Source organism: bacterium (assembly GCA_020444065.1).
Classification (GTDB): Bacteria; Sumerlaeota; Sumerlaeia; order SLMS01; family JAHLLQ01; genus JAHLLQ01.
In genome coordinates, this window is sequence record JAHLLQ010000003.1 from 233208 (window position 1) to 254690 (window position 21483).

Here is a 21483-nt window from a genome sequence, read left to right on the forward strand (position 1 = left end):
GACAGGGGCTGCTACTGCGCCACAACCTTGCCGAGCGGCGGGAAGTCCACCGCGACCTCGTCGGCCTTCCTGTGCTGATAGGGGAAGATCAGATTGATCTCCTGCATGATGAAGAGGCGTAGGCGTATCGGACGCTCGCGCGAGTTCGTCAGTTGGAAACGCGGGGGCTTGTTGGGATCATCCGAGCCGAGAAGGTACGGGAAGATCTCCGCGAATGTGTGCGTCCGGAGAATCTCGTCATAGTAGGTCCGCGCGAGCCCCTCGGCCTTGAGGCGTTCCGCCTCGGTGAGGGGGCCTTCGCCCTGGCGGATCAGGTTGATTCCGATCGCAAGCGTCGAGGAAGAGGCCTCGTCCATCAGATCGGCGCGGAGTGCCTGGATGACCTCCGGATCCATCGGTTCACCCTCGGGAGGCGCGATTCCGACGCCGCTCATCTTCAATTCGGGCAATCCGGCTTCTTGCGGCAGGAGGTATTCGCGCTCGTAGCGGGCGATGCGTTCAGCGGGTGTGCGCCCCGGCCACGTCAGCACCAGGAATGCGCCCCAGATCAGGACCAGCGTGACGATGCCGCTGATCACCGGCTGCATCTGGTATTTCTTCCACCCCTGGCCGATCGTCTCTGTCAATTCGCTGAACGTTGGCGCCGGCGCGGCGGCCGGACGAACCAGTGTCCGGACGAAGTAGTCGTGCAGGCCTTGCTTGAACGGATTGAAGATAATCGTCAGCAGCGTCGCGAAGAATAGCGAGATCAGCAGGTAACCGCCAAAGACTTCGCCGATCTTGTTATGGATGAAGCTGCCTTCGTCCAGCAGCAATGGGGCAATCCAGTAGGACGTCACCAGCAGCGGGAACAGCAGCAACGTGCGCAGGAAGGACTGCGGGAGCGACGGCGGGTTGCCGGCGTAATCGGTAACGCGGATGCCGGTGAGGAACTTGCCCAGCGTGCGGCCCTTGCCAAAGAACTTGGCCCCGAATGGGCCATTTCCGATCGTGAAATAGGCGATGAAGATCAGCGAGCCGACCTTCGGCGCCCAGTCGCCCAAGGCGAAGAAGGGGCCCGGCATGGCCGACGTCAGGATGCGCAGAACGGTATAAAGAAAGATCAGGTCGAACAGCAGCGCCCCGAACCGGCGCAGGAATCCCGCGACGGGCAGCTTGGGCATATTGAGCGCATCGCGGTCCGGCTTGTCGGACTTGGCGGGGCCGCGCTTCCCATCGGGTTTCAGATAAGGAGCAACTTGAGGCATGAGAGATTCCGTCTGGCGATCTGCAGAGGCGACTGCCCCCGCGGGGGGATGCTATGCCCGCCCTGGGGGGGCGGGGTCGAGGGGAATCGGGCCGTGGCAGCAGGGCGTTCTCATTGTCCCAGGCTCTTCGTTGCGCTGCGGTCGGTTGCCTCGGTCACGTACTTCAGTACGCTCCCTCGGCCGCCGCCTTGCGCGCCTCGATCCTGGAACAAGCAGAACGCCCTGCTATTTGGAGGGCATTCTGCTCCAGGTCGTTCTCCGTTCGAATTCGCATGTGCTTGCAACCGTTTCTCGCGGATTCCCGAACTCGAGGACGACTCAATGGCACCGCCTTGCTGAGCACGGGCACGACGAAGTTGAGGGCCAGCCTAACTCTCGTTGTCTTTCAGGCGACCGTGGAAGGCCCAGTGCTCGATGGGTTGGAACGGGTTCAGCAGGAGGCGCTCGATCAGGTAAGCCGTCGAGCCGACGAGCCACGTGAACCAGAGCCGTTTGCCGTAGGCGTAGTGGACGAGCTGCTCGATATCGAAGTAGAGCCGCAACTCGCCGTGCTCGTCCAGGCGTCGGAAATGCTGTCGGATCGCGGGTCGCACCTGGTCCATGGAAACGTCTTCGTTGGCCGAGTCGCGCAGCAGGTCCGGCGGAATCTCGACGGACGGGTAGCGGCGCTTGATCTTGCGGACCAGTGGGGGACTGATCTTCTCCAGAACGCGGCGTTTCAGTGGCGACGCGCCGATATGCTCGTAGCACCCGAACCCGGCGCCAGGGCCCAGCAGCGCCAGCAGTGTTGGGAAAACCGCCGCCAGATTCGGCACGTGGTGCAGTGAGTCCTTCGCAAGCATCAGATCGAAGACGGCCGGTTTGAACGGCGGATGCTCTGGCTCGGCGCGTACGTAGTCGATTTCGACATTCTCATCGCGGGCGTGCTGCAAACCGAGGCGCAGCTCCATCATCGACGGGTCGCAGCCCACCATACGGACGCCTTGGCGGGCGGCCTCGAGACCGTACTGACCGCCGCCACAACCGACATCGATCCCCCAGGTTCCGGCGTGCTCGCGCAACCACGGAAACAGCACACGAGACACGTGATTGGGAAAGACACCGTACTCGCGATCGGTGTCGCGTTCATCGGGTTCCAGGATCCCCGCCATGTAATATGACGGGTGGGAGCCGCGCTTGCGAACGTCGAAGATCGACCGGTCGCCGACATCCCAGAAGTGCTTCATGTACGCCCCCCAGTGGACGCCTTCATCGAAGACGCGCTGCTGATCGGGGGTGCGCCGGATCGTCGGGTTGGCCAGATTCACCGGCGGGGCGCTGTCGGCGAGCCCGGCCGGGAGATTCGCGGCATGGCGCTGCAGGAAGGCGATGTCCGCGTCCGCATCGCGCAGGCCGTCGACGACGAGATCCGGCACGCCGCCTGAGACGGGAAACCAGCGCCCACAGCTTCCGCACGTCAGAACGGCTTCCTCGAGCTCCGCGCCCTGGCGTCTTTCGAGGACGTGCGCCTCCAGCCCGCCGCCCGCGCGGCACACCGGACAATCCAGCAATTCGAGGAGTTTCTCGCGCATCAAAGGCCCCCGATCGAACCGAGGGGCAGGTTCCGCGGCCAGACCGGATTGCCGCAAGGGGAGATGGCGGAGATGACCTCCGGCAGCCTTCGCCCCCTCCGGGGACGGGGCACGCTGTTGCGCAAACCTCGTGCTCCCTCCCATCCCCCTTGGCGCCCCGCGCCTCGTCGGATAGTCGATCACCCGAGGCCATTCAGCTTCGCCCCCCTGTCGGGGGACGCTGGGTGCGGCGACCGCTCTACTCAATGTCGATGGCGGATCTTCGGTCGTGAAGTCCTCCGGAGGAAGACCAGTTGAATGGCCCCGGGGGGAAGCTGACGACAGTATTAAGGTCCCCGAAGGGGGCCAAGATCGCCTCATGTGTGCTCATCCCATCCATACTGCGGCGACTTATGCCTTGAGGACTCCGCTCGTCCTCCCGATATTCGATTTCATCAAGAACTCAACACGAGTCGGGCGCCTGCGCGGGCCTGAGCCCCAATGGAGGTGGCGAGATGGAAGTATGCGCGGTGGAATGGTTGCCGGATCCGGAAGTCGTCATGGCCCGATCGAAAGCAGCGGCTGCGGCGGATGCCTTGCTATCGGCGGACCCGGACTTGCGTCAGTACCGGTGCAACGTCCAGCGGCCCGACGGCACTGAGTTGGCCTGGCGGCATGATGGCGCCGGCTCCTATTATTATGTCCTCAAAGACGGCGATTCGATGGCGATCAAGGCGTGTGCCTTGCGCATGTCGATGGGGCCGGACCCGTTGGCGCGGTTCCAACGCGAGCCTGACGTCGAAATGCCGGATGTAGCCCTTCGGCTTCTTCGCGAGCCGGAGTTCCGATACCAGGAAATGTCTTTCCTGGCCTGGAGCGAAGGCGGCCAGCCTTGGCAGGGGCTGCTCTTCCGGGTCGATAACGTCTCCAGCCTCGACATGGGCAAGCCGCTGCTGGAGTTGGTTCACGTCGGGCCCAAGACGTTCTACCTTTATGCCCAATCCTACCACGAAGTGACGCCAGACCCGCCGACCTTGAAGGCGATGTTCTCCCTTCAGTTGATGGACGATCAGCTCGCCCAGTCCCTCCCGGCCGAGCGCAAGCTGGCGAACGCCCGCAAGGACCTGGAAGAGATCGGGTATCCGCTGATGTAACTCGGGGCTGCGATCCTGACTTGCTGATGTCCCTGGTTTCCTCCGCTGGTGGGAGAGCTGTGACTCAGCGCGCCTGGCCCTCTCCTATTATCCCCTGGATTTTCAAAAACAGCCGGGCTCATCCCGCTTGGTCAAAAATCGGATAAAATGTTTTACGCTTTTATGCCCATTTCGGCCTAAATCCGGGATGACGGCGGCGACCGGTGCGGGATAGGCCAATCTCAACGCAGACAAAAACCGCGTTGCAAAAGCCAATTGCAACGCATCTTGCCGAGAGAAGGGGCTTCACCCACCATGAAATTCACACTCCGCAGCATCCTGAGCGTCTTCGCGCTCCTCCTGATGGTCCAGGCGGCCAACGCTTTCCCGACCTGGATGGGCGTGTACGGCAGCTACGAACGCCACTCCGACGCCAACCCGGGGACCTACACGATCCTGATGAACCAGGACTACTACGGCCTTCATGCCGAGGTCGGCGTCCAGGTCGATGGCGGTTCCTGGGAATCGTTCGAGATGGCTTATGCGGGCAACGTGGACGGTAACTCGATGTGGACGTATACGCCCGCCGCGGCCTATCCGGCCGGCGCGACGGTCAGCTTCTACTTCCACGGATACGACAACTGGGGCGGCAACATCTGGGACAGCAACGGTGGCGCGAACTACTCGTTCGATATTCCGGCCGCGGCGTCCGATTTCGTCTGGGGCACGCCGGTCGCGCTCCCGATGGAAGGCAACGCCTGGGGCGGCGTGACCGCCGTCGCGGGCGGCACGATCTACGCCGCGTGGACCAACCCCACGCAGCCCTACGGCAACCAAGGCGAGATTCGCTTTACCAAGAAGACCGTCGACACCTCGTGGCAGTCCTCGATCGTCGTGAGCCCCGGCCAGTACGATCACAACGTCACGATCGCGGCCGAAGGCAACGTCGTCTACCTGGTCTACACGACGGACACGTACCACACCTACGCGATCCGCAGTTTCGACGGCGGCGCGAACTGGGGCGCCCCGATCGAACTACTGGCCGAGACAGGCTACATCCGCGGCGTTGAGATCGAAGCCAAGGACGGCGTTCTGTACGCGGTTTACAATGACTACTCGGTTCCGGAGACGTCGCGGATTCGCATGCGCACGTTGGCGAACGGATCAAATTCCTGGAGCGCCTCGTCGCTCGTGCACGAGTTCAGCGCCTACAAGACGACGCTGTACATGGACGAGTTGGTGATCGCCGACAGTGGCAACAAGCTGGCCGTTACGACGCACATGATGAGCTGGTACGGCGGCTATACGGAGCACTTCTATCACGAGAGCACGAACGCCGGCGCCAGTTGGGCGGCCGCGGACTACGTCGGCAACGCGGCGCAGATCGCAGCCGACGCGGCCGGCAATGTGGCCTTCGTTTCCTACAACACCGGCCCGGCGGGCGGTGGCCTTTACTTCAGCGAGCGCACGATCGGCGGCTCCTGGAGCACCCCGGCGCTGATTTGGGAAGCGGCCACAATTTCGCCGCGCGCTCTGCAGTTCACGGCCCAGGGCCTGATCCTCGTGGCGCAGGTTGATGGTGTTCGCGAGATTCGCACTTCGGCTGACTACGGATATACCTGGGGCGCCGCGGCGGCGGCCGGCCCGGCTGGCAGCGAAGCGATGTGGTCCGCGGACGACGTGATGGACGGCGGCGACCTGTTCCTGACGGGCACGATCGCGCAGAAGACCTACGTCATGGCCGCCCAGGCAGACGAAGGCACCGCGGTGGCCTGGGCGGGCGACGCCTACAACTGGCCGTTCAACGGCGACATCGATGCGGGCGAAGACGTCTGGGTGAACATCGACGTTTATCCGGCCGGTGCGGCGACGTCGGCGCGCGTGGTTGTTCAGGTGAATGGCGGCGACTGGGAGTCGGTTCCGATGAGCTGGTCCGAGACGCACAATAGCAACGACTGGTGGCACGTGAACCTGGGCTCGTTCAACTCCGGCGATTCGGTGCAGTACGCGATCGAAGTGATCGGCGGCCAGGAAGACTCGCACTGGGATAACAACGGCGGCGGCGACTTCACGTTCAGCGTGAACTGATCCATCGCTCGACAAATTGCAACCCCCCGAAGGAACGGCGGGAGTGACCAAGCGCATCGGTCCTCCCGCCGTTTTCTTGTGGGAACAAACGAACGGCCGGCGCGAAGATTCGCGCCGGCCCGTTTGACATTCGGATGTCGTTCGCTGGTCAGCTCTTGCTGCCGCGCAGAGGTCGCTTGGCGGGGATGCCTTCGCGTCGCGGATAGCGATCCGGCGTCAGGCCCACCTTGGGGATCCAGAGCGCGTGACGGCGAGGTTCGCTCGGGCCCGCGTTGTAGGGCTTCACGTCGACGTCGCCGGCGCCGAGTTTATTCAGGGCGAACTCGGCTTCCTTAATCTCTTCGTTGGGGTTGCTGCCCTTGAAGGTCAGCATCCAGCCGTCGAGAGCGAGGTATGGCAGGCAGAGCTCAAGGGCGATAGGAAGGGGAGCCAGCGCGCGGCTGGTTACGAGGTCGAAGCGTTCGCGCCAGAAGAGTTCGTGGGCGTGGCTTTCGGCTCGTCCTTCCAGAATCTGGCAGTTGTCCAGTTCGAGCGTTTCGATGGCTTCGTGGAGGAACTCCAAGCGCTTCTTGTTGGACTCGAGCAGGTAGACTTCGCACTCGGGCCAGTAAAGGGCGTAGACGATTCCGGGGATGCCTGCGCCGGAACCGACGTCGAGGAGTTCCTCGGGTCCTTCTTCGATAATTTCGGCGGGGCCGTCCGCGAGGGGAGCCAGTGCGTCGCCGACGACCTGGATGGCGAGTTCGTTGCTGTCGCGGAATCCAGTCAGGTTGTTATCCCGGCCGCGGTTGCGCAGCATTTCGAGAAAGGTTTCGTACTTGTCAACGAGGAGCTGAGTCCGCCCGTTGGTCAGGTAGGGTTCGATTACTTCGGAAAGAGCTGTCTGAAGTTCAGTCATCATAAGACTCGCACCGGTGGCCTGCCGAACCGCAGCCGCCATTGAGCGGCCAGTCCGGCTAGCATGATTTTGGAGTTAAAGGTGGAATTACCAGCGCGCCGTTCTTCGAATTGGATGGGAACTTCGACGAAACGGGCGCCCATTGCTCGTGCTGCGACAAGGACCTCCTGGACAATAGCCGGACCTGTGGATTGCACGCGGTCCCATTCGATGCCTTCGAGGACCCACCGGCGGAAAACGCGATAGCCGGTCGTGCAGTCCCGAACAGGCAGACCGAGGATTGCTCGGATGTAGAAATTCGCGGCATGGGTGATTGCGGTTCGGATGGGGCTGCGGCCAGCTTCTCCGCCTCCTCGAACCAGGCGGGAGCCGATGACCACGTCCGCACGCCGAGTGCCTTCCAGCAGGGCGCGCAGGAACCGCGGGTGGTGGGACCAATCCGCATCCATTTCGACAATGAGCTCGGCTCCCAAGGAAAGCGCTTCGCGGAAACCTGCGATTCCCGCGGTACCACGTCCTCTGTCCGTCGTTCGGTGCAGCAGGTGGACCCGGGGGTCCGCTTCCGCCCTTTTGCCGACCAGTTCCCACGTACCGTCCGGGGAGTCGTCATCGATCACCAATACTTCAAGATTCTTGGACACCGCCAAAAGCGCATCGATCAGAGGCAGAATATTCTCCGACTCGTTATAGGTTGGCAACGTCGCAATGATCTTCATGGGCGATCATTCTGAGAGTTCCCCCAGGGAGGGCCGCGCCGGCAAATCCTGCCCGAATTTCCCCCTGCCGCAGCGCGAGTTTACTTTATCCCTGCAACTTTCCTTCCCGGCAAGCCCAAAATTCCCTTTCCCCCCCAGCGGCCAAGTCACTAAATGCTTAGAAGCGCCCTTTTTTGCGATTCGTGCGGAAGGGGCGTTTTTCTCGTCCTGGCCTCTGATTATTGAGGTTAGGGACGGTAGTTTGCGAGGCGCAATGCTGCGTCCCCGTTGATGTCCGCGAGTGGTCACACAGGCCCATGCGCACAAAACCGTGTGCGTAATACCGCTCTGCGAAGCCATCCGCGGCGGGGTTTGGGCGGATCGGCTCGCAGCATCGAATGCCTTGACAGGATGCCGAAACGCCCCGTCGATTGACTGGGCGCTTGAGACTGTCCGAGTGGAGTTTTTCGTGGCAATATTCCCAACTCGCAATCCCTATCCGGACCTGGCCAGCTTTGGCGAGCGGGCCGAGGCCAATCCTCTCCACTTGGCGGTTGAACCCACCACGGTTTGCAACACGAAGTGCGTTTTCTGCGCGCACTACTACGATAACTTCGGGCACCATATGGAAGACGGTGTCTTCGATATCATCTGCGAGTCGCTGCTACCTACGGCGAAGAGCGTCGATCTGACGGGACTGGGCGACCCGCTGACTTCGCCCCGATTCTGGCCGATGTTCGAGCAGTGCCAGCACCATAATATTCCCCTTTCCTTCACCACAAATGGGATCCGGCTGCGCAAGGAGGAGTTCATCGCTCGCCTCGTGCGGGAAGACGTTCTGATGCGCGTCTCGGTCGATGGTTCGAGCAAGGAGACCTTCGAGTTTGCGCGTCCATTGATTAAATGGGAAGACATGATCGCGACACTTGAGAAACTGAAACGACATGTCGAGGAGGCGGGTTCGGAACGTCGCATTCGGCTGATGATTAACTTCGTCGCGATGAAGAAGAACATCGCCGACTTGCCGGATATGATTCGCCTCGCTGCAAAGTACGGTTTCGAGTGTATCGAGGCTCTTCCGCTTGGTTTCGAAGAAGACCATGAATTGACGAAAGGGCAGTCGCTGAACGATTGCCCTGAACTGGTTGCCGAGCCGGTGACGGAAGCGCTGCGACTGGCGACCGAGTTGGGCGTTGAGCTCCGTCTGCCGGGTTCATTTCGCGACATGGTGATGATGCAGAATCGAGGCAGTGGGCTGACTGGCGCAGTGCGTCGCGCCGGTCGCAAAGTCTCGTTGGCGAAGGGCGTTCTGCAGCGTCGCGGGGTTTCGCGTGCATTGGAAGTTGCGCGTTACGGCTTTGGTCCGAAAGTGAAGGCCGGGACGTCGTTTTGCCTGGCACCGTGGCGACAGACTTACATCGAAGAGAACGGCAAGGTCCACGCGTGCTGTCGGATCATCGAGCCGTTGGGGAATTTGAACGAGCAGTCCTGGGAAGAGATCTGGAACGGGCCCGACTATCGCAACATCCGTCGGACAATCATGAGTTGGAACCCATCGGCGGTTTGTCGCTACTGCCACATCAATATGGGAATCACGGCCGGGGACGAGCATTACTACGATCGGTTTTTCAGCGGGTTTGAACGGGAGGAGCTTCCGCTCGATTCTCCGGATATTCAGCGTGTCGAAGGCTGCTACGATCTGGAGTTTGACGAGGACGGGGCGGTTAGCCACTTCTGGACTGGGAAGAGGGCGATCCTCTCATTGCCGATGAAGAAGGGCGCACGATTCCTTCGGATCCAGACGCTCCCGCGCCAGCCGAACGGCATCATGAATCCCGGCATGGCCCGCGTCGATGACGGCGAACCCGAGCCCTTTGACAACACCTGCGACTGCATGCACTTTCCCATCGATCACGTGCAGGGCGATCGCTTCGAGTTGACGCTCGAAACAGAAAACGCCTGGCAGATTGGCGAAGACACACGCCACCTGAGCCTGCTCATCAAGGGGTTGGCTTTTTTGTCGTGAATGGACGCGGCTTGTAGTCGGCCTAAGCCTTCTTCTTCTGAACGGACGGGAAGTCGCTGTCGACCTTCGGAGCGTCTTTCCTGTACTGGCGGATCTTCTCGATCTTGTTCTTGGCCTTCTTCCAGATCAGGTCCGGATCTTCCGCGACCTGGTAGGCGAATTTGCGGACGCTCCACATCCAGCCGAAGTTTGGCCGCCGGTTGGCCAGACAGGTGGGGGAGCAAAAGACGAAGTTGTCCTTCAACATCTTGCGGCGGAAGTCGCGGGCGCGCGGGCCGTTCCAGATTTCCTCGATCGATTGCTGGTGCAGGTTTCCAAGTGTGCGCCAACTCATGCAGCACACGGTGACTTCCCCGCGGTGCTTGACGTAGATCTGTGTCCACGGGATCTGGCAGAGATCCTGGGCGCGGGACTCGCGGCAGCGCTCGGCAGCGGTCGGATCCTGGCTCATCAAGTTGTGCCGCTGGCGGTAGAGCAGTTCGAAGCTCTCCAGGCCGTCGACTTCCAGTTCGGGATGCTCGGCAATGGCTTTGTAAGCGCGTTCGAGTTCGCGCAGCGTACCCTCGGTGTCGCTGCTGGCGGCGCTAAGGAGTTGATCCGTGAAGAACAGGACCTTGTCGATGCCGCGCTCGGCGGCAAATCGGACGTAGTCCGCCATGTCGCAGACATTCTCGGGGACAATGACGAAGCTGACGGCGACTTTGAGCGGGCTGTCGAGTTCACGGCGGCGCTCAAGCAGCGCATCCATGTTCTCCATCACTTTTTCGTACTGCCCGAAGCGCATCGTGCGGTCGTAAATCTTTTGGTTTGAGCCATTCAGGCTAAACTGCGTCAAGTAACCATGCTTGAGCATGATTTCGCGCCACTGCTTGTCCAGGCGCAGCCCGTTGGTCACGATTCCGATTTTGATGTGGGGGAATTTCTCGACGAGCAGGTCGCGCAGGCCGATGCAGTTCTTCATGATCGTCGGCTCGCCGCCCTGCAGGAAGACCGACTTGAGGGTGGGGTAGAGTCCGATCAGGCTCTCGCGCCAGATGGTCTCATCCATGTTCTGCTTGGCGGAGAAATCCACCTGATAGCAGAATGTACAACGGTAGTTGCACTGGTAGCCCATCTCGATATGGAGATGGTTGACGGATGAAAGGGGCCAGACCTCATTGAGGTCTTCTTCGGGATGTTTCTGAACTTCAAGCATGCGCGATCCTTCGCCAATCTGCCGCCCCAAACGTGGATAAGCAGCGTAAGTCGTCGGCATTGCGCCGTCAACGCCACTGACAAGAGGGGACGCAAGGTTCCCGCCACAGGGAGTGGACAGGATTCACAAGATTAACAAGATTCCGCCTCGATTGGTCGCGCCTTCAGCCCTCGTGTTTGTCGGGCACCTTCCCCAGGGCTGGTATGGATCGCGCCGTCGGCGCTTCTAGTTGGCGGCGGTTGGACTTGGGAGATGGCGATTGAGAGTGAGACGGCTTAGCATCCTGTTCATCCTGTAAATCCTGTCCATTCAGCGGCATCCGGGCGCCCAATCGTGTCACTTCAGGGTCGTCGGGTGACTTGTCTCATTGACGGCGCGGACCTTGTTAGGGTTCAACCCCCGGGAACTTGGAAGGAGCCCGAACGCATGTCCGAATATGATGAAAGACTCGAGAAGATCAATCGCCTGCGCGAAGAGGGCGAGATTGTCTACAAGGGACGGTACGACGTGTCCCACACGGCGGCCCAGGCCCGCGAGCTGACGGATGGCTCGGCGGCGAGCCTTGCCGGTCGCGTGGTGCTCAAGCGCACCTTCGGCAAGCTGCTCTTCGCGACGCTGCAGGATCGGTCCGGCCGCATTCAGTTCTCGCTGAAGGTCAACGACGTTGGCAAAGAGACGTTCGATCGCTGGGCGAAGGACTTCCAGTTGGGCGACTACGTCGGGCTCGCCGGCGAAATGTGGACGACCCAGAAGGGCGAGCGCACCCTCGGCGCGACGGAGCTCGTTGTGCTGTCGCGAGCCATTCGCCCTCTGCCCGAGAAGTGGACCGGCTTGACGAACCAGGAGCTGCGCTATCGCAAGCGCTTCCTCGATCTCGTCTCGAACGAGGAGACGCGCGAGCGTTTCCAGATGCGGTCGCGGATGGTTTCGTACATTCGGCGCTACCTGGACGATCGGGACTTCCTCGAGGTCGAGACGCCGATTCTCCAGGCGGCGGCCTGCGGTGCTTCGGCGCGGCCGTTCTCGACACATCACAATTCGCTGGATTGCGATTTCTACCTGCGCATTTCGCCGGAGACGTACCTGAAGCGTCTCGTCGTCGGCGGGTTCGAGCGCGTCTACGAGATCGGCAAGAATTTCCGCAATGAAGGTATGGATCCGTCGCACTTGCAGGAATTCACCATGCTGGAGTGGTACGTGGCGTTCTGGAACTACCGCGACAACATGACGTTCGTCCGTGAACTGATCCAGGCGGTCGTCGAGAAGTTCTGCGGCGGGCTGGTCGTGGAATACGAAGGCCAGAAATTGGACTTCAGCGGCGAGTGGCCGGTCGTCGATTACCGCGATGCGGTGAAGGAAGAAACGGGCATCGACCTCCACGTCGTGCGCGACGTCGAGACCCTGAAGAAGGAAGTCAAGGCGCGCGGATTCGATGAAGGCGAGGACGAGGATTTCGTTTCGTACGCCGGCATGGTGGATTGGCTTTACAAGAAGACCGTGCGGCCGAAGCTGATCCAGCCGATGTTCCTGGTGCACCATCCGTCGGAGCTGGTTCCGCTAGCGCGGCGCAGCGACGAGGACGGCACGCGCCTGGACATGTTCCAGGTTGTCGTCAACACGTGGGAAATCGTGAAGGCCTACTCGGAGCTCGTCGATCCGACGGAGCAGCGCGCGCGTCTCGAGGAACAGATGGAACTGCGCGCGGCAGGCGACGAAGAGTCGATGATGCTCGAAGAGGATTTCCTCGAGTGCATGGAGTACGGCATGCCGCCGATCTCCGGGCTGGGGCTTGGGATCGATCGTTTCATCGCGTTGCTGACCGATTCGCCGACGTTGCGCGACGTGGTTCTTTTCCCGTCGATGCGCCCGGAAGGGCAGTGAGCGAGGAACCGTCATCTCCACGAAAGCCAAACAACGTCCCCAGCGCGGCCAGGTAATTGAACTGGATATCGATCGCCTCGCTTACGGCGGCCGAGGCATCGGTCGGTTGGACGGCTATGTCGTCTTCGTGCCGTACACGGCGCCGGGCGATCGCGTGAAGGCACGCGTTTACAAGAGCAAGTCCAGCCACGGCGAAGCGAATCTGCTTGAGATCGTGCGTCCTTCCGAATCGCGGATCGACGCGCTGTGTCCGCTGTTTACGCGTTGCGGCGGTTGCTCGTGGCAGCACCTGCCGATGGATGTGCAGGAGCATTGGAAGGCGGACATCGTAGCTGGGGCGTTGCGCCAGGTGAAGGGCCTCGACCCGGCGGACGTCATTCTCGACCCCATTGTTTCGAGTCCGAACCCGTTCCATTATCGCAACAAGATGGAGTTCACGTTCGGCCAAGAGGGACCCGATGCGCCGCTGAAGATCGGGTTTCACATGCCTGGCAACTGGAAGCACATCCTTGACGTGGAGCAATGCTGGCTGCACCCGCAGCCTTTCGAGGCGTTGCTGACAGCGGCTCGTGAGGAAGGCGTGCGCCAGGGATTGTCCTCCTGGAATCCAATGCGGCACGAGGGAATGCTGCGGCAGTTGGTGGTGCGCTGGAGTGAATACGAACAGCGGGCATTGGTCGCGATCCTGACGGGAGCGCAGAAGGGGTTCGACTTCCAGGCGTTCGTCAGGGCGCTGACCGAGGCCTGTCCGCAGGTGAAGGGCATTGTGTGGGGGCTGAATTCCGGCCGCAGCGATGTCGCGCGCGCCGAGGATGTGATCGAGACCTGGGGTGAGGATGTTCTGGAGGAGCATCTCGGCTCGCTGAAGTTCCAGATCTCGCTCGCCAGCTTCTTCCAGACGAATACGCTCGGCGCGGTCGGGCTGTACTCCGTGGCTAAGGACTACCTCGGCCTGACGGGGTGCGAGCGTCTGTTGGACGCGTACTGCGGGACCGGAACGATCGGGCTTTTCTGCGCGGATCAGGCGCAGCATGTGTACGGCATCGAAGTCGTTCGCGATGCGATCTGGGACGCGCGCATGAACGCGACGCGCAACGGGATCGAGAATACGACGTTTATGGCGGGCGATATGGCGTCGACGTTGCCATCTCTGCTCGGCGGAATCGAAGGGCCCGTGGACCGTTTGGTGGTTGATCCTCCTCGCTCGGGCATGGACAAGAAGGCGTTGGCGCAGCTCGTCGCCATCAAGGCTCCGGTGCTGGTCTACGTTTCCTGCAACCCGACGACGATGGCGCGCGACCTGCAGCAGATTTTCGACGGCGGATACAAGATCGAACGGCTGCGTCCCGTGGATATGTTCCCGCAAACCTATCACATCGAATGTGTGGCCCGCTGTGTCCTCGAGCCTTGAAGTCCAATCTCCCGTAGCGGCCAAGAGCACGCGCAATTTCTTTGCGCGTCTGTGGTACAGCCGTGAGTTGATCTTCACGCTGGTGAAGCGGGACTTGAAGATTCGCTACAAGTCCAGCGCGCTCGGGTTCCTGTGGTCCTTTGGTCGGCCCCTGTTGCTGATGCTTGTGATCTGGGGCGTGTTCAGCCTGGTCGTTCGACTGATTCCCTCCAGCCATCCGATGCTGCCGTATTCGCTGCATATCCTGACGGCTTTGTTGCCGTGGATGTTCTTGAGCACCGCGATTGCGGAGGCGCTGTTCACGATTCTTGGCAATGCGAATGTCGTGAAGAAAGTCTGGCTGCCAACCGAGGTATTCCCGGCGGCGGTTGTTGTGGGCCAGTTGGTGCACTTCGCCCTGACGCTGCTGGTTCTTGCCGGATTTGTGATCGTGTACGCGATCTTCGGGAAGATCCCCGAGGGGCAGCCGGGCGCAGGGGGACATCTCGGAGTTCTGATGTTGCCGGGCTGGGAGATCATCTTCCTTCCATTCCTTGTCGTCCTGCAGGCGCTGTTTGCGCTGGGGCTGGCCCTGATCGTGTCGTCGCTGAACGTTTTCTATCGCGACGTGAGCTCGATCGTCGAGATTGTGCTGAGCGCTTGGTTCTATCTGACGCCGATCATTTACCCTGGTAATCTGGCGCGGCCGGCACTGAAGGGCATGGGGCTGGAGCCGTTGTATTGGATCTGGCTCTCGAACCCGATGACGCCGATCACGTTGGCGTATCGACGGATCTTTTTTGGGCGCCTGTTCCGTCATGCGCCGGAAGTTTCCGACTCGACCCTGTTCATCGGATTGGGCGTCACGACGCTGGCGACGATGCTCATTCTGTGGGCGGGAATCGCCCTTTTCCGGAAGCAGAGCCTGCGTTTTGCGGACGAGCTCTGACTTTGCCGCCCCTTTTCTCCCCTTGTCGCCGTGGCCCTCGGAATCTAGCACTGTTCCCGGAGTGCTGACATGACCGAACACCCCGACAAATCCGCCGGTCCCGCCCCGTGGCAGGATCCCGCCGCTACGACCCAGGAGGGCCGTGACCTGCGCGGCTATATGGAACTCGTGTGGGGGCGGAAGTGGCTCGTGCTCTTCTGCATTGTGCTGGCCTTCTTCGCGGGCACGTTCTACCTGCGGCGCACGCATCCGGTCTATGCGGCGACGGCAGTCATGCAGTTTCAGCGCGAGTCGCCGCGGGTCTTTGAATTCAACCAGGGCCCGACGCAGCAGGGTGCGAACGAGGACTTGCGCACGCAGATCGAACTGATCCGCAGTCCCGCCGTGGCGCAGCGCGTCATCAATGCCCTGGACCTTTTTGCCGGCCAGTCGGATGCCCCGCTTGCCGAGAAGGATCTTGGCGAGCGGCTGATCGCGTCTATTGGTAAGATCAAGGCGCTGTTCCGCGACAAGGTTGTCGGAATGGAAGCCCCCGAGATCGATCCCGAGACGCTGCAGCGGCAAATTCGCATTCAGTCTGTTCTCGACAATCTGAAAGTCACTCAACGCCCAAAGACCCACTTGATCGAAGTGACCTTTTACTCACACGACCAGCGAGAAGCGGCACGCGTCGCGGACGAGTTCTGTCGCCAGTTCATTGGCTTCGTAAACGAGGTCGCTTATCTCGCAACGGAAACGGCGCGTGAGTCCGCGCAGGAGAATATCGAAGCAGTTCGCGAGAAGCTGGAACAGGCCGAGCAGGACTTGCTGGATTACGCCGTTGCCGACCAGAAGATGTTGGAGATGAAGAAGCGGCTGGTCGAAGATCGCGTCGAGGATATCTCGCGGCGTGTCGATGAACTGGCCGACAAGACGATTCAGGCAGAGGCCGAAGTTTCCGGCGCGAAGATGGCCGAGGATGCGGGCGTGATTCTGCGCGAGAATAACTACATCTCGGACCTCCGCAAGCGACTGAACGAACTGCAGATTCGCCGCGCGACGTTACTGGCGGAGGCAAAGAAGGATCACCCGGAACTGCAGCAGGTGGAACGCGAGTTGGTCGTGTTGAACGATCAACTGACCTCCGCGGTCGTGGGGTTGCGAATCGAATCGGACGTTCGGCGGGCGGTGACGGATCAGACTCTGAAGGTCCAACGTGAACGGCTGACAGAGGCCGAGGAAGAGCTGGAGTACCTGTCGCAGAGCCTCGTGAAGCACGGCGCGCTGCAGCGCGACGCGGAGACCTACCGCGAGCTCTACAGCGAGATGCTCCAGCGCTACAAGGAGATGACTGTCGAGGCGACGATGGAAGAATCGCCGCTGACGGTCGTGAGTTACGCCGACATCCCGCGCTTCCCCGAGCGCCCGAAGATGACGCGCACGATGGCATTCTCGATCTTCGCCGGGCTCGTGCTGGGGCTGCTGCTGGTGTTCTTCCTGGAACAGATCGATCGCTCGGTGAAATCGCCCGCATTTGCGGAGAAGACGCTCGGGCTGCCGACGCTGGGCGTCGTTCCGTTCCTCGGGGCGCCGGGGCGGATTTTCAGCCGTTCCAAGGGGCGCCAGATTCAGATCGTCAGCGAAATGAACCCGAAGTCGCCGCAGGCGGAGGCCTTCCGGTATCTGCGGACGGCGATCCAGTACTCGGTTGCCGGCGCGCGGCCGCGGGTGCTGCTGGTGACGAGCTGCGCGACCCGCGAGGGTAAGTCGACGGCCTCGATCAATCTGGCGATCACGTTGGCGGGTCGGGGAGAGAAGACGCTCCTGATCGATGCCGACCTGAAGAAGCCGGTTGTTCACCAGACGTTCAAGACGATGCGCATGCCGGGGCTGACGGACGTCCTGACGGAGAACAAGACGATCGAAGAGAGCATCATTGCCTGCGACACCGTGGCGGACCTGGACCTGCTGCCGGCCGGGCCATCGACGCCTTCGCCCGCGGATATGCTGGATTCCGAGGACATGACGGCGCTGCTGACGAAGCTGCGGGAGAAATATGCCAATATCGTGATTGATTCGCCACCTCTGTTCGGTATGGCCGATTCCTACGTCCTGGCGACGAAAGTCGACGGCGTCTGTCTTGTCATCCGCAAGGGCGTGACGCGGCGGGATGTGCTGAGCAAAACGGCCGGGGCGCTGGACAACATGGGCGTTCGGCTGCTGGGCGCGATCTACAACGTCCAGGGCCGGGAGCGGCGCAGCGGCGAGTATTACGCCTATGGCTATTATGGTTACGGCTCGGAGGGGTACTACAACGAGGACGATGGAGGAGAAGACTCTCCGAAGCGCCGGCCCGCTGAAAGCGGTTCAACAGGCTAACTGCCAGGCGCCATTCTTCCTTGTCATCCTAGCGGTTTTGATGCACTCTTTCGTTGGCTGCGAGGGGAGATACTGGCCAGTATATATGGCCGCAGCCGAATGCGACTGTTGAAGGAAATCCGATCCGGGGGCTAACCTGGCGACAGGTTCAGTGGGTCAGGATTTCCAGGAGAGGATCAAAATGACCACTCGAACCAGCACATTGGGATTCCTGGGGATGATTGTGGCGGTCTGTCTGGCCGCGACGGTGGGAAATGCGCAGTATCTGATTCCTCAGCCCGAGATGCCGCGAAACGTCGCGGGTGGGATCGAGTTCCGCATCAAGGCGCCCAGTGCGACTGGGGCTTTCGTGGCGGGCGATTTCAACTCCTGGGGCGATGCCTCGGAGGGCGAGATCGTCAATGAAGATGCCCGAATGGCAGGCCCCGATGCGAATGGGTACTTCTCGAAAGTCTACTCGCTGACTCCCGGCACATACAAATTCCAGTACGTTCTGGAAGATCGCTGGTCCGATTGGTTGCACGTCCCCAGCGATCGGATGCCGGTGGACGAGTCCGGCAACAACATCCTGGTCGTTCGTCCTGATGGCACGGTCGTCCCGGCCGGTTACCCCTATGTGTTTGCTCCCAAGAACACCCCCGGTGGCATCGAGTTCCGCGTTTACGCGCCGGGGTATCGGATGGCCTACGTGGCGGGCTCGTTCAACAACTGGGCGAATCATGTGAATGGCCAGATTCGCGACGGACGCTACCAGATGTTTGTCGCGCCCGATCACGAGTTCGTCCGCACGATTCCGATCAAGCAGGGCGTCTATCAGTACATGATCAACCTGGACGGCCGGGCGGATCGCTGGTTGGAAGGCTCTTCCGAACTCCCGCGCGACTCGTCGGGGCACCGGTACTTCACGGTGACTCGGAGCGGTCTGATCGCAGAGACGGCGGATCTGGCGATTCTGCCTCCGCGCGTCACCAGCGACGGCATGGTGGAATTCCGCGTTTACGCGCCGAAGACACAGTCGGTCTATGTGGCCGGTAGCTTCAACGAATGGGCGAACAACGACCAGGGAACGGTGACCGATGCCGATGCGCTGATGATCCCCGATGCGAACGGTATGTTCAGCAAGAAGATCGAACTGGAACCCGGTAAGTACAGCTTCAAGTACGTGTTGAACGGTGCGGCGGACAGTTGGATGTCGCTCGATCCGAACGACCTGCCCCGGGACCTCGACAGCAACTCGGTGTTCACGCTGACCGAGGACAACACGATCCTGGAAATGGAAGGGAAGCCTGATCCGTGGACGGAGTTCGGCCTGGCGGCTGCCCGCGCGCAGCAGTCCAGCACCGGCGGCCAGGCGGTCGCTTCCGCGCAGTCCGCGGGCGAGGCGCTGATCGAGAGCGAACTACAGAACGAGTTCTCCGCCCAGTTGGCCAAGACGATTGGAACGACCGGCAAGCCTCGTATCCTGTTCTTCTACCATCCCAAAGCGCAGTCGAGCATCGACGCCCGGAAGTGGCTGGAAGGCCCCGAGGGGCGGGCGTTGCAGTCGGCAGCCGAGGTGCTGAGCACGGATGTTTCGGAGCAGCGCGCCACGGCGCAGCGTTACGGCGTTTTCCGCGTCCCAGCTGCGGTTCTTCTGGGCCAGGGTGGCGCCGCGGAAGAAGTCGTGGTCTACTCCGGCAATCAGAAGGACTTCACCGAGAAGATGACTGAGTTGGCTGGCGTTCCGATCCCCCAGGCGAGGGAAGGGGCAAATAATCCCTTCCTGGAATAGCCGGGGAACGGGGATTGCTCTCCGACCAGCATGATGAAGAGTTCTGCGACAATTGCGACAACTGAAGAACGTGCGTCCGCGCTGGAGGATTACTTCCGCCAGTTCGATCGTGTTGTCGTCGCATTCTCCGGCGGTGTGGACAGCACCGTTGTGACGAAGGCAGCCGCGATGGCCATTGGAGAGCGTGCGCTCGCCATCACGGCCGATACGGAATCGAACACGGATGACGACCTGGAGCTCTGCCGCCGCATTGCCGAAGAGCATGGTCTGAATCACGAGATCATTGCTTATAGTGAACTTGCGATTCCGAACTACGCCGAGAATCCGGTCAATCGATGCTACTTCTGCAAGCACACGCTCTACAGCCAACTGGCGGAGATTGCGGGGCAGAGGGGCTTCTCGGCGATCTGTGACGGATCGAATGCGGACGATGTGGGCGACTATCGACCGGGGCTCAAGGCTGTGGCCGAGCTTCAAGTGCGTTCGCCGCTGAAGGAGTTGGGTTACTCGAAGGAAGTGGTGCGCGATCTGGCGCGTCATTTTGGCCTGCCGAATCGGGACAAGCCGTCCAGCCCGTGTCTATCGTCGCGCATTCCATACGGATCGCCGGTGACGCGCGAGAAGCTGGACCAGGTGGGCCGCGCGGAGAAGTATCTGCGGGAGGAACTGGGGCTGACCGAGCTGCGGTGCCGCCATCACGGGCAGGTTGCTCGTCTGGAAGTTCCGGCGGCGGATTTCGAGGTTGTCCTTGCGAACCGCGAGGAGATCGTCAAGTGTCTGCGGACTTTCGGATTTCACTGGATCGCTCTGGATTTGGCTGGATTCCAGAGCGGTAGCCTCAACCGCACAGTACCTGACGAAGACTTGAAAGCAAATCGGATCGACATCGATTCACACTAAATAGTTTTGATTGTAGGTAAGGAGACAGCAACCATGAAGCATCCGCAGAAGATCAGAACCCTGCTGGCCGCACTGGCCATCGGAGGCCTGGCAATCGTTCCGGCCGCCGCACAGCACGAGGGGCACGGCCATTCGGAGGGGCAACCGGCAGCCCCGGCGCATCCTGCACCGAGAGCCGACAAAGTGCCCAACCCTGATGCAACCGGCATCGTCTTCGAGACCGAGGAGCACGATTTCGGAGCTATCCATCAGGGTGAGAAGGTGACCGCCGAGTTTGCCTTCGAGAACAAATCGGACAAGACGATCGAGATCGAGAAGATCCGGACGAGCTGCGGTTGCACGGCGGCGGCATTGGACAAGCGGACCTACGCGCCCGGCGAGGGCGAGAAGATCACCGTGACCTTCAATTCTGCCGGTCGCAAGGGTGCCCAGCACAAGGTCATCACCGTCAGCACAAACGATCCGGACCACCCGGCCTATCAGTTGAAGATCGCTTGCAACGTGATCACAGAGATGGAGATGACCGCGCGGATTCTTAATTTCGGTTCTGTGCAGGAAGGCGATGGAGCCAGCAAAGAAGTGGCGTTGCTGGACTTCGCCGAGACCCCCATCGAGATCAAGAACATCGAGGTTCAAGCCGAAGGTATCGAAGTCGCCCAAGGCGACCCGGAAGAGTATCTCGATACGGCCACAGGCCGCAAGGGCCGCAAGATCCCGTTCCTGATAAGCGTAAAGAAGGACTTTCCGGCCGGCCGTCTGTTGGGCCGCGTCATGATTACGACATCCAACGAGCACGAGCCCGTTCAGAGCGTTGCGATCACCGGCACGGTGCGGGGCGACCTGGCTGTCTCGCCGAACCAGGTTTTCTTCGGTGTGATCGCACCGGATTCCGACCTGGAGCGCGTCGCTCGCCTGATGGTTCGCGACGATCTGGAGTTCAAGATGACCGGCTTCACGCTTTCGCAGATGTCGCGGGACGGCAAAGACTACGACCTGACTGATAACATCGATGTGAAGCTGACAAACAGCGAAGCCAATCCGAAGACGCAGTTGCTGAGCCTCTACTTCCTGGCTCCGGGTGAGCGCGGAACCTACAAGGGAATCGTGACGGCCAGTGGCACGGTTGGCGAAAAGAAGGCCGAAGTGAATCTCCCGTTCCAGGCCGTAATTCGTCCCGAGGTGAAGCGGCAGGCCGACGGTCAGCCCAGTACAGCGGACGTCATTTCTGGCCGGGCGACGTTGCCGCGGGATGAGATCAAGCGCCAGCAGGATGCAGAGCGCGAGAAGCTGCTTCAGCGTCGCATGGAACTCCAACAGCGGGTCAAGGAAGCCAAGGAGAAGGCGGCTTCGGAGTAACCACCGCGAGATGAATGGATGCAATCGGCCCGCTCCTCGGAGCGGG

15 protein-coding genes are annotated in these 21483 nt (G+C 61.1%); 10 read left to right on the forward strand and 5 right to left on the reverse strand.

The genetic code is table 11. The features are described from left to right. Positions 1–11: 11 nt before the first annotated feature. Both KQI84_08735 and KQI84_08740 read right to left on the reverse strand, forming a co-directional pair. Complete coding sequence (locus tag KQI84_08735) at positions 12–1247, reverse strand: RDD family protein (GenBank protein ID MCB2154959.1); 1236 nt, start codon at positions 1245–1247, stop codon at positions 12–14. Between the two features lie 368 nt (positions 1248–1615). Beyond that, positions 1616–2818 (reverse strand): methyltransferase domain-containing protein, encoded by a 1203-nt coding sequence (locus tag KQI84_08740; protein ID MCB2154960.1) that lies wholly within the window; start codon positions 2816–2818, stop codon positions 1616–1618. A 494-nt stretch (positions 2819–3312) separates the two neighbouring features. Between KQI84_08740 and KQI84_08745 the strand changes: the two genes are divergently transcribed. Both KQI84_08745 and KQI84_08750 read left to right on the forward strand, forming a co-directional pair. Further along, complete coding sequence (locus tag KQI84_08745; protein MCB2154961.1) at positions 3313–3951, forward strand: hypothetical protein; 639 nt, start codon at positions 3313–3315, stop codon at positions 3949–3951. 294 nt (positions 3952–4245) lie between these two features. Then, positions 4246–6018, forward strand: coding sequence for a hypothetical protein (locus KQI84_08750; protein MCB2154962.1), 1773 nt, complete (start codon positions 4246–4248; stop codon positions 6016–6018). Positions 6019–6166: 148 nt separating this feature from the next. Here the strand turns inward: KQI84_08750 and rsmG are convergent, their stop codons facing one another. Beyond that, positions 6167–6919 carry a 16S rRNA (guanine(527)-N(7))-methyltransferase RsmG gene (rsmG, locus tag KQI84_08755; protein MCB2154963.1) on the reverse strand — a complete coding sequence of 251 codons (753 nt, stop codon included), beginning with the start codon at positions 6917–6919 and terminating at the stop codon, positions 6167–6169. Then, positions 6916–7632, reverse strand: a complete 717-nt coding sequence (locus KQI84_08760; protein ID MCB2154964.1) for a polyprenol monophosphomannose synthase — start codon at positions 7630–7632, stop codon at positions 6916–6918. Before KQI84_08760 ends, rsmG begins: the two co-directional genes overlap by 4 nt. Positions 7633–8080: 448 nt before the next feature. On the opposite strand from KQI84_08760, the gene KQI84_08765 reads away from it, so the two are divergent. Further along, positions 8081–9637 carry a radical SAM protein gene (locus KQI84_08765; GenBank protein MCB2154965.1) on the forward strand — a complete coding sequence of 519 codons (1557 nt, stop codon included), beginning with the start codon at positions 8081–8083 and terminating at the stop codon, positions 9635–9637. A gap of 22 nt (positions 9638–9659) precedes the next feature. On the opposite strand, the gene KQI84_08770 is transcribed toward KQI84_08765, so the two are convergent. After that, entirely contained in the window at positions 9660–10832 is a 1173-nt protein-coding gene (locus KQI84_08770) for a radical SAM protein (GenBank protein MCB2154966.1), read from the reverse strand. A 426-nt stretch (positions 10833–11258) separates the two neighbouring features. On the opposite strand from KQI84_08770, the gene lysS reads away from it, so the two are divergent. The 7 genes from lysS to KQI84_08805 all read left to right on the forward strand — a co-directional run bounded on the left by lysS (position 11259) and on the right by KQI84_08805 (position 21437). After that, the gene (gene lysS, locus KQI84_08775) at positions 11259–12713 is read left to right on the forward strand and encodes a lysine--tRNA ligase (GenBank protein ID MCB2154967.1); all 1455 of its coding nucleotides are present in this window, start codon (positions 11259–11261) and stop codon (positions 12711–12713) included. A 106-nt stretch (positions 12714–12819) separates the two neighbouring features. Then, the gene (rlmD, locus tag KQI84_08780; protein MCB2154968.1) at positions 12820–14124 is read left to right on the forward strand and encodes a 23S rRNA (uracil(1939)-C(5))-methyltransferase RlmD; all 1305 of its coding nucleotides are present in this window, start codon (positions 12820–12822) and stop codon (positions 14122–14124) included. After that, positions 14108–15052 (forward strand): ABC transporter permease, encoded by a 945-nt coding sequence (locus KQI84_08785; protein ID MCB2154969.1) that lies wholly within the window; start codon positions 14108–14110, stop codon positions 15050–15052. The genes rlmD and KQI84_08785 overlap by 17 nt, the downstream gene beginning before the upstream one ends. Before the next feature lie 69 nt (positions 15053–15121). Next, positions 15122–17410 (forward strand): polysaccharide biosynthesis tyrosine autokinase, encoded by a 2289-nt coding sequence (locus KQI84_08790; GenBank protein MCB2154970.1) that lies wholly within the window; start codon positions 15122–15124, stop codon positions 17408–17410. Between the two features lie 181 nt (positions 17411–17591). After that, positions 17592–19181: a glycogen-binding domain-containing protein gene (locus KQI84_08795; GenBank protein MCB2154971.1), complete on the forward strand. Its 1590-nt coding sequence runs from the start codon at positions 17592–17594 to the stop codon at positions 19179–19181. Between the two features lie 33 nt (positions 19182–19214). Next, positions 19215–20081: an ATP-dependent sacrificial sulfur transferase LarE gene (gene larE / locus KQI84_08800; protein MCB2154972.1), complete on the forward strand. Its 867-nt coding sequence runs from the start codon at positions 19215–19217 to the stop codon at positions 20079–20081. 33 nt (positions 20082–20114) lie between these two features. Then, on the forward strand, positions 20115–21437 hold the full coding sequence (locus KQI84_08805; GenBank protein ID MCB2154973.1) for a DUF1573 domain-containing protein: 1323 nt from the start codon (positions 20115–20117) through the stop codon (positions 21435–21437). Positions 21438–21483: the final 46 nt, after the last annotated feature.

Coding starts and splice junctions, on each gene's coding strand:
- KQI84_08735 (MCB2154959.1), bottom strand. CDS start 1,247: ATGCCTCAAGTTGCTCCTTATCTGAAACCCGATGGGAAGCGCGGCCCC.
- KQI84_08740 (MCB2154960.1), bottom strand. CDS start 2,818: ATGCGCGAGAAACTCCTCGAATTGCTGGATTGTCCGGTGTGCCGCGCG.
- KQI84_08745 (MCB2154961.1), top strand. CDS start 3,313: ATGGAAGTATGCGCGGTGGAATGGTTGCCGGATCCGGAAGTCGTCATG.
- KQI84_08750 (MCB2154962.1), top strand. CDS start 4,246: ATGAAATTCACACTCCGCAGCATCCTGAGCGTCTTCGCGCTCCTCCTG.
- rsmG (MCB2154963.1), bottom strand. CDS start 6,919: ATGATGACTGAACTTCAGACAGCTCTTTCCGAAGTAATCGAACCCTAC.
- KQI84_08760 (MCB2154964.1), bottom strand. CDS start 7,632: ATGAAGATCATTGCGACGTTGCCAACCTATAACGAGTCGGAGAATATT.
- KQI84_08770 (MCB2154966.1), bottom strand. CDS start 10,832: ATGCTTGAAGTTCAGAAACATCCCGAAGAAGACCTCAATGAGGTCTGG.
- lysS (MCB2154967.1), top strand. CDS start 11,259: ATGTCCGAATATGATGAAAGACTCGAGAAGATCAATCGCCTGCGCGAA.
- KQI84_08790 (MCB2154970.1), top strand. CDS start 15,122: ATGACCGAACACCCCGACAAATCCGCCGGTCCCGCCCCGTGGCAGGAT.
- KQI84_08795 (MCB2154971.1), top strand. CDS start 17,592: ATGACCACTCGAACCAGCACATTGGGATTCCTGGGGATGATTGTGGCG.
- larE (MCB2154972.1), top strand. CDS start 19,215: ATGAAGAGTTCTGCGACAATTGCGACAACTGAAGAACGTGCGTCCGCG.
- KQI84_08805 (MCB2154973.1), top strand. CDS start 20,115: ATGAAGCATCCGCAGAAGATCAGAACCCTGCTGGCCGCACTGGCCATC.